Here is a 13,456-nt window from a genome sequence, read left to right as displayed (position 1 = left end):
CATCCCAGTGACACGGGAACCAGCCGGGCCCGGGAACCGGAGGGGGGCAGGAGGGGGGTGCATAAAAAAACAAAACGGGGTATAGGGGGATTGCCCGGTACGGAGCGGAGATCTACCACTCGATCTTTGTTCCCACCCCTGTCTCTTTTACCGGGCAATATCCCGCAAGTGCGATTTTTGACGCAAGCGAAGTGCAATGGCAGGCATGCAGGGACTTCAGGTGAAGGCCCTGCAGGTATTCTCCGGTCTTTCTGAGCCGGGTCCGACCGGGGGACAGGAGGTGAAGACCCCCGATGATATCAATAACCTTTTTCTTGTTGCATACCGACCGGGCATGCTCAACAATGTTACCGATCCCCGAATGAGAGCAGCCGGTGATGACACGGATCCCATCATCCGCGCAAAACGCCAGCGCGGAATCGTCCCGGATCAGGTCAGTCCTCTTCCTCCCGTCCGGCATTACAATTTTTCGTTTCCCGGGGTTAAACTGTTCAAAGCCGGGTTTGCGTTCAATCTCTCCCAAAAAGACAAGATTCTCGGTGAGCCAGAGGGGGCCGGTCGATGTAATGACCGTAAAATGCCCGGCCAGCTCGTGCTCAGGCAGGACGTACCAGGTATCCGGGTCAGGGGTTTTCTGGCGGGGACAGAAACAATGCGGGTGAGCGATAAGTGACGGGATTTTTAGTCGTTCTCTTCTTTTACCGGCCCGGGCCATATACCGGATAAGAGGGAACATCCCCCCGGTATGGTCAGAGTGCCCGTGGGAGAGCACGACCATATCAAGGTCAAGGAGATTGATTCCCATCTTCTCCGCATTGACAAGGAATGCATCCGAGTACCCGGTATCGAACAGGATCCTTTTTCCCATTGTTGTAAGGAAGAACGAAAGACCGGGTTCACCGATGAAATACCGGTCAGTCAATGTTGTATTATCAGCAAGAACCGTAAGGGAAAGCTGCGGAGTCATGGAGAAGTATCACACATACGATGAGATGAGATTTCTCTTTCCTGTGACAGGGGGCATACTAACGGAAATTTCGTTTCACTCCTTTCCATCATTCATCGGGGAATGATACGATCATTTAAATGAGTTATGCGCATATGAGTAATAATCAGAGGCAGAGAGCATGAAAGTATGTTTTACAGCAAAAGGTGAAACCCTCGACTCCCCCTCAGAGGAGAGGTTTGGGCGTGCACCTTATTTTATCATTCTTGAAAGCGAGACCGGATCCTTTGAAGTGATCCGGAACCCGTATGCTGATGGTGCGGGAGGTGTTGGTCCCAAAGCCGCCCAAATACTTATCGCGCATGACGTAAAGGCCTTGATCAGCGGGCAGGTTGGCGGGAACACACGGGAAGTCCTCACAGCTGCAGGGATTGTGATGTACTCATACCAGTCCGGCGGATCGGTAAAGGACGCATTCAACCAGTTTTTGAAAAATTCCCTTGTACGCTCAGGGTAGGGAGATGCGGGCAGGAATCCACGGACGGGAAATCCTGCCTGTGAATAAACAGCGGGACACATGATGAGACTTGCAGTTGCAAGCGGTAAAGGCGGTACCGGCAAGAGTATGGTAGCCGCAAACCTTGCCTTCACGCTCTCCCAGTCCAGACAGGTTACGCTCATCGACTGCGATGTTGAGGAGCCCAACCTCCATCTCTTCTTTCCGGCTCCTTTTACTACAACCGAAATTACCGTGCCGGTACCGGTTGTCGATCAAAAGACCTGCCAATACTGCGGGCTGTGCGGGGAGTTCTGCCAGTATGGCGCGATGACCGTGCTTCGCAGCCGGGTCCTCTTCTTTCCCGAGCTTTGCCATTCCTGCGGGGGATGCACGCTGGTCTGCCCGAACGATGCCATCCACGAAGAGCCAAAACGGATTGGAACCACAACAATCACCACGCCGCTGGCCAACCTGAAGCTGATTTCAGGAATGCTGGACACAGGAAATCCCCATGCAGTTCCGGTCATCAGGGCAGCAAAAAAACTGGCAGCGGGCGATCCCCTTGTGATCTGCGATACTGCTCCGGGCACTTCCTGCCCGGTTGTTGAGACGCTGGACGGGTGTGATGCCTGCATCCTTGTTACGGAATCCACCCCTTTTGGCCTGCATGACCTTCATCTTGCCGTAGATGTTGCCGCCCGCCTGGGAGTCCCCGCAGGCATCGTCATCAACCGGAGCGATGGAAAGGATGAGGAAACTCTTGAGTTCTGCACGGATAATGACCTTGAGGTGATGATGACCATTCCTTTTGACCGCGAGATCGCCGCCATCCAGAGCAGGGGAGATCTTCTCTGCCGGGTACAACCGGAGTGGCAGAAAGAATTTTTCGCCCTCTTTGTCAAATGCAGCACGCTTGCCGGTGAGAACTGATGATCCGGATTGCAGTTATCAGCGGAAAGGGGGGAACGGGAAAGACGATGATCACCGCTGCGCTTGCCGAGCTCCTCCCCGGAAACCTCGTGCTTGCAGACTGTGACGTGGATGCTGCGAACCTTGAGCTCCTTCTTAGCCCGAAGCTGATCCGCACGAAACCGTTCATGGGGATGAAAACCGCGGTCATCGATCCCGACCTCTGCACGCAGTGCGGGGAATGCATGGAGCACTGCCGGTTCAGTGCAATTGAACGTAACGGAGATGCATACCGTGTGAACCTGGTTCGCTGTGAAGGATGTGCTGTCTGCACCTATGTCTGCCATGCTGCCGCAGTCACCATGCAGCCCCGACAGACAGGTGAGATCAAGTATTCGGATACTGAACGGGGACATCTCGTTCATGCACAGCTTGTACCGGGTGCGGGCAACTCCGGGCTGCTTGTCCACGCAGTGAAAAAGACTGCAATAGAGCAAAATCAAAATTCTGATCTCTTCCTGATCGATGGTCCACCCGGAACCGGTTGTCCGCTGATCTCCACAATCAGTGGTGTTGACGTTGTGCTGATTGTCACTGAGCCAAGTGTCTCGGGGCTCCATGATCTCAAACGGGTGGTGGCAGTCTGCCGCCAGTTCCGGCCACAGATCCTTGTTGCAATCAACCGGTTCGATCTGGAGCAGTCCCTCACGGAAGCAATACAACTCTGGTGCCGTGAAGAGGGCATTCCCCTGATAGGGAAGATCCCCTTCGATCCCGCAGTCATAGACTCGGTGAGAAATGGAGTTTCCGTGATTCATACAGGTACATCCCCTGCAGCACAAGCCATTCAAATACTGGCAGCTAACCTAGAGAAGGAACTTATGCATGATGGAAACCGCCGGGGATAAAGAAGGATACTGCCGGCGGCGGGGACGGCCGCGCATGAACCGCTCTTTTAAACGGGATGCATCACCACGGTGCTATGCGCCACAGTGTAATCCAAACGAAAAGGAAGAAGTGGTTTTGCTGCTTCCTGAAGAAATAGCGGTGCTGGATCTGATCGATCTGCAGGACATGGAGCAGGAGCAGGCAGCAGCAGTTCTCAGAGTATCCAGAAAGACTATCTGGCGGGACATCCACGAGGCGCATCGCAAGATCGCGGATGCACTGATACATGGCAAATCCCTTGAGATCGGGGGGTGCCTGCGCAGGCAATCGGGAATCTGCCCGCGTCGGAATGCGGGGGCCTGCATAAAAGCGAATGGCAGTGACAGCAACACCTGGCCAGATAGCCCAGTGGATTGAGAAAAGAACGATCACAGTAAATGATAGGAGAAATGCTGTATCTGGTATTGTTTTTACATATCTGAATGGCAGTACATCGGAGAACTTCAGATGACCACGCGACATATCTTCGGACCGGTCCTCTCCCGCAGGCTCGGGCTTTCACTCGGTGTCGACCTGATCCCTTTCAAGACCTGTTCGTACAATTGTGCCTATTGCGAATGCGGACCGACCACCCTGCATACCGTCACGCGGCAGGACTTTTTTCCCGCGGAAGATGTAATCACCGAACTCCACAACGTGCTCGCCTCCCGTCCGTATCTCGATTCGATCACGCTTGCTGGTTCCGGTGAACCTACACTCTCCCTGTCGTTGGGGAGAGTCATCACCTTTGTGAAAAACGAGTACCCGGAATATACCATGAGCGTCCTGACCAATGGAAGCCTTCTGACCGACAGGGATGTGCAGGAGGAGCTGGCCTCTGCAGACCGGGTAATCCCGACCCTGACATCGGTATCCCAGAAGACCTTTGAGCGAATCCATCGCCCCCACCCCTCGCTCAGGATAGAGGAGATCATTACAGGGATTGTGGAGTTCCAAAAGACGTATTCCGGTGCTCTCTGGCTCGAAGTGTTCGTCATCCCCGGCCTGAATACCACGGCAGAGGAACTGGCCGGACTTAAAAGGGCAATTGAACGAATCAATCCGGATCGCGTCCAGTTAAACACCGTTGACCGGCCTCCCGCGGAAGGTTGGGTACAAGCGGCACCGGATGCTGAACTGGAACGAGTCCGTGGGTTACTCGGGGTCCAGGATATCAGGATTGTCAGCAGAATACTTCCCGTTTCTCAAGCAACGAAGGTGAACACAGAAGCAGGTGACCTCATCCATTCAACCATCTGCCGGAGACCTTCTACCATTGAGGATCTTGTCCGCACGACAGGCCTGAGCGGCGGGGAGGTGGCAAAAATCCTCGTCGTGCTTGAAAGGGAGGGAGTAGTAACCTCGCAGCGGGGAACGCGTGGGGTTTTTTATACGATTTGCCAGAAACCTGATGGCAGGGGACATACCTGAATGAATGTTACCATCCCCGGGAACAACACCGCACTCTTCGACCGGTTCTTCACCGCATGACACAAGTATTCTGTGTATAGTGATGACGGAAGGTACAGACCGGGATTATTTCCGGTCCTTATTTTTTGGTCTCCTGCGCTGGCAGGATGACATGAAACAGCGGATCGATTCGGTTGTTACCGGATCATTCCTGACAAATTCCACAAATTTTTCCAGTGTTTTTAATGTTTCGGGGCTGACATGATGCTCGATCTGGCAGGCGTCGACCTCTGCCATTTCCCGTTCAACACCGAAGATCTCCAGAAGGTCCGCAATAATACGGTGTTTCTGCATCAACTCGCGTGCAATTTTTTTCCCGGAGCCGGTGAGGGTTGCCCCGGCATAGGATTCATAATGGATAAAACCCTCTCTTTTTAGTTTTTGCAGCATTTCTGTGACTGAAGGAGGTCTGACCCCCATTCGCGATGCCAGCGCACCGGTAGATGCTGTTCCATCTGTTTTTTCAAGTATGTCGATATTCTCCACGTACTCTTCGATTGTTTTTGGTCTCATGTTCTTCACCTCATATCCCCATCAGAATGAACCGCATGATTCCCCCCACCAGAAACGCGGTAACTGACATGACCCCGATTGCTTTTACCAAATCGGCTGTCCCGAGTTCCCGGAATAAAACCGCAAACGTTCCGGCGCAGGGAAAATACATTGTGAGCGTTGTGACCGCAACCACAAGCTGTTGCGGGGTCATGTTAAGGGGGAGCAGCATCCCGATTGCAAGGTCTTTTCGCAGAAATCCAATCAGAAGCGCAGCGGAAGCGGTGCCCGGGAGCCCCAGCCATCCTTCAATGAGCGGGGAAAGGAGGTCCCCCAGCCAGACAAGGAAGCCGGTTGAGTACAGGATATTTACAAACAGGATACCAAGGAAGAGGAACGGTACCGCCTCTAAAACAAATGCAACGAGACGCATCCAGGTCTTCTTTGCAACCATAGCGAACTGCGGCCAGCGGTATGGGGGAATTTCAAGAAATATCTCCGGACATTCGCCTTTTATCATCCTGTTGAGGATTATGCCAACTATAGCATACACAATGAAGAGCGCTGCAAAAACAATCAGCACATACCGGATGCCGAACTGGCCGAGAACCCCGAAGATCATCGAAGTCTTTGCCATGCAGGGAACGGCGATTGCAAGGAGCGTGGCTGCGATGAACCGCTGCTTTTTCGTCTCGAGGACTCGTGTTGCAAGGACACCAGGAACATTGCACCCGAGCCCGAGAAAGACCGGGACAATCCCGTATCCGTGCATGCCGAGCCTGTGAAAGACCGTGTCAGTCAGTGTCGCAAGCCGGGGCAGGTATCCCGAGTCTTCAAGCAACGCGGCCATGATATAAAACGCAATGATAAACGGGAGCACGACCCCAAACGGGATATAAAGACCGGTTGTCAGCATTCCCATCGATTGTTCAAAATTGATCTGGCCCCCTACAGGCACACCAATAAGGACTGATCCGAGAACCCCCGTACCAATCCAGCCGGAAAGCGAGGTAACCAGCGGGCGATACAATTCAAAAAGGGGATTTGTCACATGGCTGATCCAGATCTCGCCGAAAAGCACGACAAACCAGAACGAGAAAATGATTACCGCACACGCGATGGGAATTCCCGTGACCGGCCTGATGGTCGCGTTGGAGATATGGTCAGACAGGGTATGGTGCCGGTGGGTAACCTTCTGCACCTCATGCGTTATCTGCCCTATCCGTGCCCAACGTTCTTCTTCTCCGAGGGTTACGGCTGATTGCGGGATGATCGCCTTTGTGCACTGCGCGGCGAGGTTATGGATCCCTTCACCCGTTACCGCAACAGTTGGTATCACCGGCACGTGCAGGATTTCCTGAAGTTTAGCCGTGTCGATCTCAATCCCCGTATGGTGGGCTTCATCCCACATGTTCAGTGCAATAACGAGAGGTTTTCCCCGGGAAAGGAGTTCAAGTGTCAGGGAGAGATTTCTTTCGAGATTGGTCGCATCGACGACGTTGATAACAAGGTCAGCCTCGTTCATGATCGCTGATGCCACCTCTTCTGCCCGGTTCGACGGTTCTAGAGAGTAAGTGCCGGGAGCATCGATGATATACGCGGGTTCTTTGTCAATGCAGGTCGTCGCCTGGGAAAAGTCCACGGTTGTTCCGGGATAGTTTGAGGTTATGACGTGAGCACCGGTGAGGCGGGTGAAGACGACACTCTTCCCCACGTTGGGGTTTCCCATCAGGACAATCTTTCTCATTGCGTCGGCTCCACCAGAATGCGGGAGGCAATTCCATGACCGAGCGTTGTCATCTTGCCGTCAATTTCGACCACAACCGGGCCCCCGAACGGGTGCCGCGTCACAATGCGGATAGTTTTTTCCTCCCGTATTCCCATGGTGCGCATTTGTCTCTGGAACACGAGGCCCCCCTGCAGCTCCCGGACTGTTGCGGTGACACCTTCCTGAAGATCACATATTGGTATCGGCATTTGGAAAACAAATATTAGGTTAACCTAAATCTATATTAGATTTTCCTAAATTGGTCTGGATATATCCCTGATCTTAGATCCTTACCAAAGATCCCTGATGAACAGGTTTTTGAAAATTATCACAGGAACAATATGAAAAACGATGATTTCTGCAAAGTCCCAAATTAATTCACAATTTAATAAGGTTGAGAATACCGGCTCTGTAGAAAACCTGATCTAAAACAGAGTTGTACCGACGACCGAAAGAGCTAAGGTACGGTGTCTCCTTACCTTGTTATGCAATCAACCTGTAAGGAGACGATATAGTGTCAGCAAACCGGTATATCAGGTTTGTTGAAATATCATCCGGATTGATCAAAGATTCAAGAATTCCTCTTTTCTCTTCCAAGTTCTCAAGAAAAACCTATACCCAACACCAGTTACTCATTCTCCTTCTCCTGAAAGAATATCTGTCTGAAGATTACCGGGACACGATCGAACTAACTGAGATCATGGATTCTCTCAGAGAGAAGATTCACCTCGATGAAGTACCTCATTTCACGACTATCCAGAAGTTCTGTCAACGGATCCGATCATTCACTTTCACCCGGTTACTTAACCGGCTCATGAAAATGTTCTACGACTGGGGCGAGAGGATCCCTTGTACTGCTATCGATTCATCCGGGTTCACCAGCTCCTATGCCAGCCATTATTATTCGTGGAGAACCGGTAAGACCAGAAAACGGTTCCTGAAAACCTCGATCTCCGTTGATACTGATCGTCAGATTATCACCGGTCTGAAGATCTCCCAGCACCCGGTCCATGATATCCCTCACGCTGAAAAACTCCTGAAACAAACTCACAGAACCAGACAATCCGACCTCTATGTCATGGACAAAGGATACGACTCTGAAGAGATCCATGAATTGATCCGGGACTCCCTCAACTCCTGTTCCCTTATCCCGGTCAGAAACAGAAAACGGAAACGAATCTCCGGGTATTACCGAAGACGAATCGCTCAGTCATTCGATGAAGATAAGTATCATCAGAGAAATAAGGTCGAAACGGTATTCTCCGTCCTGAAAAGAAAGTTCGGAGAAGCCCTCAAGGCTCGAAAATACAGACTCCAGATCAAGGAGATCAAAATTAAAGTGATCCTCTATAACCTCTCAAGAATGATGTTAACAATTTCAGTTCTTATTCGTATTGAGGAATTCTACAGAGCCAGAATACCATACCTGGCACAGGATATTTCTCTTGTAAAATACCAGATTGTTCATCCGGATATCTCAATTAAGGACAGTGAATCATGGGAAATGTCATAAAACTGGGAATTATCATCTGTGACCGGTACCGGACCTGTGCCGGAGGCAAATGCATGCGGGCTCTGTACAACCGTGAGGGCGCTTTTATGCGATACAAAGACAATGATGTGGAGCTTGTTGGCTTTGCTACCTGCAACGGGTGCCCCGGGGGGAATGTTGAGTACGTGCCGCAGGAGATGAAGAACAATGGTGCGGAGGTCATCCACCTTGCCACCGGCCTTATTGTCGGGTACCCTCCGTGCCCCCGGATTTCCTATTTTTCCCGGTTCATTAAGGAAAAGTACGGGATGGACGTGGTTGTTGGCACGCACCCGATCCCCCAGAAATATTACACAACCCACCAGAAGCTCGGCTCGTGGGATTCGGCAGTGTGGAAAGAACTGATTGCACCAACGCTCACCGATGAGAAGACCCGGCTTGCGTACGATTAAGCAGACTGTTCATCATTTTGGGTATTGGAGCGGCCGGTACGATAAAAAGGTGAGACCCGTAATTAATATCCGGCATTTACAATTTATCCTCATGCAGAAACATCAGGATTGAAACGAAACGTGATAAATATGGGAAAAAAAGGCCAAGAGCAGGCTGAAGGCTATGATGAAGCTGCCCGCGCAACCGATTGGCAGGGCCCGTCACTGGTCTTTGACCTTCTGTCAAGGTATATACAGCAAGGCCAGACAGTCCTCGATATCGGCATTGGTACCGGCCTTGGATCGGAGCCCCTGTTCAGAGCAGGACTACGAGTCACCGGGATGGACTCAAGTGACGGAATGCTGGATGCCTGCCGGAAGAAAGGGTTTGCCGAACGCCTTGTCCGCCATGACCTCACGGTCGTCCCGTACCCATTCGGTGACGGATCGATTGATATTGTCATTTCCACCGGCGTCTTCCAGTTCTTCCCCAACCTTGAAATTGTATTCGATGATGTTGCCCGGATCCTACCCGAGGGCGGCAGGTTCGCATTTGTTACCATTGATCGCACTCCGGAAGAACCGGCCGAGATCATTGCCAGCCCGGAACAAACCGGTACGGATGAGACGATTATGATGTACTGCCATACCCCCATGCAGGTCACCGGCTGGCTGGAGAAGAGCGGATTTGTGCTCGTGGATTCTGTTGAATTCACCATCTGGATGGATGAAAAACGGTCGAAGAATTTTTTTGCACGGGCATACCTTGCACAGAAGAAGGGGACGGGCCATTATAAAGAACAACGGGAAAATCCGCATACAAAATGAATGATTCAGCCGGTTGCCTTCACGGAGGAGTATAATTGAATACAAAACGCAGCGTCTTTGAAGATTTCGCAGAATACTACGACCGTTGGTTCGATACCCATAAAGACGTGTACCGGGCGCAGGTACGGCTGCTGAAAAGGGCAGTCCCGCGAAAGGGACAGCTGCTTGAGATTGGCGTTGGATCAGGACGCTTTGCTGCACCGCTGGGGATTCAAAACGGCATCGATCCCTCGCGCCCCCTCGTAAGGATGGCAAAGGGCCGGGGGGTTAATGGTGCTCTCGGAATCGGGGAACACCTTCCGTACCGCCATGACTCATTCGATGCAGTCGTGATGATGACGGTTATCTGCTTCCTTGATGATCCATCCAAAGTCCTGCGGGAGGCCATCCGCGTCCTAATCCCATCGGGCACTATCATTATCGGGTTCATCGAAAGGGACGGTGAAATTTTCAGGCACTACCATGCGGAGCCGGAAAAGGGGAGATTTTTACGCCACGCGCAGTTCTATTCCATCGACGAAGTTACCCGGGAGCTCCGGATGGCTGGCTTCTCCTCCATTAAAAAAGCTGCACAGGAACGCGGGTTCTGTGTCCTTACCGGGAAAAAGCCGTTGGTTTGCGGCACCGGTTCTGTCACCCTTCCGGCATAGGGTGTGCATCCGGATTTGGGGGATTTCTCTGGAGAGCAGTTGAGAAAGGGGATGCTACCATGATCTTATCATTCCTGTCTGCATAAACTCCCATGATGACCGTCCGATCCTCAATGACCATTCCCGAAGCTGCCGAAGTGCTTGGCATTAACGGCAGGAGGAGCCTGAACGGGATATATGCCCGGTTCCATGAACTGGTCAAAGAGTGGCACCCGGATGTGTCGCATTATGATCCGGATCTTTCCCATGTTACCTTCATCCGCATAAAAGAAGCCTATGATATTCTCGTGGAGTGCGGCATGAACTATGAATTGTCGTTCCGTGCAGAAGATATCAGGAAAGGCACTGAATATGACTCAAGGGAATTCTGGACGACTCATTTTGGTGATGACCCGATCAAAGGATAAATGATCCCTATAACTATTTCCGGTTACCTGCGCCATGTCGCGCCCCCCCCACTCAGTTTGAGGTAATGTATATCCTGTCACTCCATGTACCGGTGTTCCGCTTCCTCGCCTTCAAGACATGAACATCACATCAGGTTCCAAAGCACTCCCGGTCATCAGGAGATTGCCCTGACCAAAGTTTTTAAGCATTTATGCGCATATGAGTAATTAAGGTACCAAAACAGGTGCCAGGAGAATATCAATGCCAGGATTTAACGGAAAAGGACCACAAGGAACTGGTCCGATGAGTGGCAGGGGCTTTGGCAGGTGCCGGACAATGACTGCACCTGAACAGGAGCCTGCTGCCCCATTACAGCAAGCGTATGAGGGGAACGAATCGGCGATAACGCAGGGTTCTATACAGAATATTCCGGTCTACGGTCGCGGGCGCGGGGGAGTCCCCTGCAGGTGCGGACGTGGCTTTGGATTCGGTGGCGGCAGGCGTTTCCAAGGATAAGAATTTAATATTTTTCGAGGTTTTTTTAATGAAAGTTGCAATTGCAAAAGACGGAGATTTCGTGTCAGAGCATTTCGGGCACTGTAAAGAATATGCACTGTTCGTTGTGGAGAATTCAAAGATTACCTCACGGGAGAATCTTGTAAGCCCCGGGCATGAACCGGGAAGACTGCCTGCCCTGCTTGCCGAGCATAAAGTCACGCACGTCCTTGCAGGCGGCATGGGGCCAAAGGCAGTGGACCTGTTCTGCACAAATAATATTAAGGTATTCCTTGGAGTACGAGGTCTAATCGAGAGCGTAATAAAAGATTTTATCGCAGGAAAAATTGCACAGGGACAGAGCAGTTGTACCCATGGCCCTGATCATCAGGGGTGTGGGGAATAACTCCTGTATAGCAGAGGTATCTTCCTGAAGAGATGATGATCACTACCCGTTTGACGGAGGGGCAAGGCTGAAAATTCGTGCAACAGTCTAAAGAGTGCCTCACACCGGTAAACGTTTTTGACACTGGATATTATGATAACAAATACTCATGAACACACCAGCCCGAAGGGTGAATCCCATGCGCAAAAAGGGCTTCCCCCGAAAGCAACGATCGATGTAAAACATGTAATCCTTGTATTGAGCGGTAAAGGAGGCGTCGGAAAATCAACTGTTTCTATCAACCTCGCTTCTGCCTTGTCGGCTCACGGCAGGAAGGTCGGACTTCTCGATCTTGACATTCATGGCCCCAACATTCCAAAGATGCTGGGTATCGAAGGTCAGCGGCCTGCTGTCCTGGAAAATACCATGGAACCGGTCCACGTAACCGGGACACTTGCAGTCATGTCGATGGCGTTTCTTCTTCCGGATACGAGTACGCCGGTTGTCTGGCGCGGGCCAATGAAGATGGCTGCAATCCAGCAGTTCTTAAACGAAGTGAACTGGGGATCACTGGATTATCTCGTGGTCGATCTCCCTCCTGGTACCGGGGATGAGGCACTCTCCATTATCCAGCTCGCACCCAATGTCCAGGGCGCTGTTATCGTTACCACTCCACAGGATGTATCAGTTCTCGACGCGGTTAAAGCAGTGAAATTCATTGAAAAACTGGAGCTGCCGGTAATCGGGATCATCGAGAATATGAGCGGGATGACCTGTCCCCACTGCGGGGAGACCTTAGACCTTTTCGGCAGGGGTGGAGGGGAGAAGGCAGCACAGGAACTGGGCGTACCCTATCTTGGCTCCATTCCGCTCGATCCGGAAATGGTGAAAGCCGGTGACGAGGGACGCCCATATGTCCTCCGCCATGCCGATACCCCAACATGGAAAGCTGTGGATGCGGTAATGGAAAATCTGGTCAAACGAGTCGAGTCCTGATGAAAAAACACACAACCTGCCCTCATGAGAAAATATCCCGGTATCCCGGAACTGCTCGAAGCATACATGGCGGAGAATGCAGCCGATGAACGGTGGATTACCGTGCACGAACTTCGCGACCGGTTCGGACTGACGCGCTACCAGAGCAACACGATATCTGCATTCCTTCGGCGGCTGAATGTCGGGCCGTTCGGCAGGTTTCCCTTCATCGTGGCAAAGATCGCGCGAGAAGAGGGTGAAAATCCATCCGATCCGAAAAAGTACCGATACCTCCTGAAACTGCGGGTGTGAACTATTACACAGCAACGGCGAATAAAAAGCCGGGGGATCCGCGACGGGGAACGTTAAGAAAGAGACGCAGCAGTATCGGCAATTATTTTGATTATCACCCGGAACTATCCGCTTCACGACGGCCCAATTAACAAAAACATCAGGAGATAGAAATTATGTCGCGTAAAAGTGAGATTCCTGTACTCCTTGAACAGTACATGGAGCACCATGGAGGGTCGGAACAATGGATTACGGTGAAGGAGTTCCGCACCTATTTTCAGCTTGATGAAATTTTTGCACCGATAATATCAGGATTTTTCTGCAGGCTCTCCCAAGGGTCGTTTCTCAAATGCCCGTACCGCGTGGCAAGAATCGAAAAACTGATCATGACCAAACCGCAGAGACGGATGATCAAGCGCTATCTTATAACACGAAGACCTGAACCGAGGAAAAAACAGGCCACTCGATCTGATCGTACACAATCATTCATCCGGCAGTAAGAAGATTATTT

19 protein-coding genes are annotated in these 13,456 nt (G+C 51.5%); 15 read left to right on the top strand and 4 right to left on the bottom strand.

Translation table 11 applies throughout. The features are described 5' to 3' along the window. Positions 1-112 precede the first annotated feature (112 nt). On the bottom strand, positions 113-967 hold the full coding sequence (locus OS112_02685) for an MBL fold metallo-hydrolase (GenBank protein ID WAC05549.1): 855 nt from the start codon (positions 965-967) through the stop codon (positions 113-115). Between the two features lie 160 nt (positions 968-1,127). Here OS112_02685 and OS112_02680 point away from each other — a divergent pair, with 160 nt between their 5' ends. The 5 genes from OS112_02680 (at position 1,128) to OS112_02660 (ending at position 4,712) form a co-directional block, all read left to right on the top strand. Beyond that, positions 1,128-1,463, top strand: coding sequence for a NifB/NifX family molybdenum-iron cluster-binding protein (locus OS112_02680; protein ID WAC05548.1), 336 nt, complete (start codon positions 1,128-1,130; stop codon positions 1,461-1,463). 60 nt (positions 1,464-1,523) lie between these two features. Next, positions 1,524-2,375: an ATP-binding protein gene (locus tag OS112_02675; protein ID WAC05547.1), complete on the top strand. Its 852-nt coding sequence runs from the start codon at positions 1,524-1,526 to the stop codon at positions 2,373-2,375. Beyond that, the gene (locus OS112_02670; GenBank protein WAC05546.1) at positions 2,375-3,262 is read left to right on the top strand and encodes an ATP-binding protein; all 888 of its coding nucleotides are present in this window, start codon (positions 2,375-2,377) and stop codon (positions 3,260-3,262) included. The genes OS112_02675 and OS112_02670 overlap by 1 nt, the downstream gene beginning before the upstream one ends. Next, entirely contained in the window at positions 3,240-3,659 is a 420-nt protein-coding gene (locus tag OS112_02665; GenBank protein WAC05545.1) for a DUF134 domain-containing protein, read from the top strand. The genes OS112_02670 and OS112_02665 overlap by 23 nt, the downstream gene beginning before the upstream one ends. Positions 3,660-3,749: 90 nt before the next feature. Further along, the gene (locus OS112_02660; protein ID WAC05544.1) at positions 3,750-4,712 is read left to right on the top strand and encodes a radical SAM protein; all 963 of its coding nucleotides are present in this window, start codon (positions 3,750-3,752) and stop codon (positions 4,710-4,712) included. Positions 4,713-4,817: 105 nt separating this feature from the next. On the opposite strand, the gene OS112_02655 is transcribed toward OS112_02660, so the two are convergent. Genes OS112_02655 through OS112_02645 form a run of 3 tightly spaced genes read right to left on the bottom strand, consistent with a single transcriptional unit; the run spans position 4,818 to position 7,220 of the window. Then, positions 4,818-5,264: a metal-dependent transcriptional regulator gene (locus tag OS112_02655; GenBank protein WAC05543.1), complete on the bottom strand. Its 447-nt coding sequence runs from the start codon at positions 5,262-5,264 to the stop codon at positions 4,818-4,820. A 10-nt stretch (positions 5,265-5,274) separates the two neighbouring features. Further along, positions 5,275-6,990 carry a ferrous iron transporter B gene (locus OS112_02650; GenBank protein ID WAC05542.1) on the bottom strand — a complete coding sequence of 572 codons (1,716 nt, stop codon included), beginning with the start codon at positions 6,988-6,990 and terminating at the stop codon, positions 5,275-5,277. Beyond that, positions 6,987-7,220: a FeoA family protein gene (locus tag OS112_02645; GenBank protein WAC05541.1), complete on the bottom strand. Its 234-nt coding sequence runs from the start codon at positions 7,218-7,220 to the stop codon at positions 6,987-6,989. Before OS112_02645 ends, OS112_02650 begins: the two co-directional genes overlap by 4 nt. Positions 7,221-7,525: 305 nt before the next feature. Between OS112_02645 and OS112_02640 the strand changes: the two genes are divergently transcribed. The 10 genes from OS112_02640 (at position 7,526) to OS112_02595 (ending at position 13,445) form a co-directional block, all read left to right on the top strand. Further along, on the top strand, positions 7,526-8,524 hold the full coding sequence (locus tag OS112_02640) for an IS5 family transposase (protein ID WAC05540.1): 999 nt from the start codon (positions 7,526-7,528) through the stop codon (positions 8,522-8,524). After that, on the top strand, positions 8,509-8,955 hold the full coding sequence (locus OS112_02635; protein WAC05539.1) for a CGGC domain-containing protein: 447 nt from the start codon (positions 8,509-8,511) through the stop codon (positions 8,953-8,955). Before OS112_02640 ends, OS112_02635 begins: the two co-directional genes overlap by 16 nt. A gap of 129 nt (positions 8,956-9,084) precedes the next feature. Further along, positions 9,085-9,762 carry a class I SAM-dependent methyltransferase gene (locus OS112_02630; protein WAC05538.1) on the top strand — a complete coding sequence of 226 codons (678 nt, stop codon included), beginning with the start codon at positions 9,085-9,087 and terminating at the stop codon, positions 9,760-9,762. A gap of 35 nt (positions 9,763-9,797) precedes the next feature. After that, positions 9,798-10,412: a methyltransferase domain-containing protein gene (locus OS112_02625; GenBank protein WAC05537.1), complete on the top strand. Its 615-nt coding sequence runs from the start codon at positions 9,798-9,800 to the stop codon at positions 10,410-10,412. A 92-nt stretch (positions 10,413-10,504) separates the two neighbouring features. After that, positions 10,505-10,819, top strand: coding sequence for a J domain-containing protein (locus OS112_02620; GenBank protein WAC05536.1), 315 nt, complete (start codon positions 10,505-10,507; stop codon positions 10,817-10,819). A gap of 241 nt (positions 10,820-11,060) precedes the next feature. After that, positions 11,061-11,315: a DUF5320 domain-containing protein gene (locus OS112_02615; protein WAC05535.1), complete on the top strand. Its 255-nt coding sequence runs from the start codon at positions 11,061-11,063 to the stop codon at positions 11,313-11,315. Between the two features lie 28 nt (positions 11,316-11,343). Beyond that, positions 11,344-11,700 carry a NifB/NifX family molybdenum-iron cluster-binding protein gene (locus tag OS112_02610; protein WAC05534.1) on the top strand — a complete coding sequence of 119 codons (357 nt, stop codon included), beginning with the start codon at positions 11,344-11,346 and terminating at the stop codon, positions 11,698-11,700. Between the two features lie 132 nt (positions 11,701-11,832). Continuing rightward, positions 11,833-12,675, top strand: a complete 843-nt coding sequence (locus tag OS112_02605; protein WAC05533.1) for an Mrp/NBP35 family ATP-binding protein — start codon at positions 11,833-11,835, stop codon at positions 12,673-12,675. A 24-nt stretch (positions 12,676-12,699) separates the two neighbouring features. Next, complete coding sequence (locus OS112_02600; GenBank protein WAC05532.1) at positions 12,700-12,966, top strand: hypothetical protein; 267 nt, start codon at positions 12,700-12,702, stop codon at positions 12,964-12,966. A gap of 155 nt (positions 12,967-13,121) precedes the next feature. Continuing rightward, positions 13,122-13,445, top strand: a complete 324-nt coding sequence (locus OS112_02595) for a hypothetical protein (protein WAC05531.1) — start codon at positions 13,122-13,124, stop codon at positions 13,443-13,445. Positions 13,446-13,456 lie beyond the last annotated feature (11 nt).

Source organism: Methanoregula sp. (assembly GCA_026625165.1).
Taxonomy (GTDB): Archaea; Halobacteriota; Methanomicrobia; order Methanomicrobiales; family Methanospirillaceae; genus MVRE01.
Note: the sequence above shows the minus strand (reverse complement) of the source record. Positions and strands in the feature narration are given on the sequence as shown.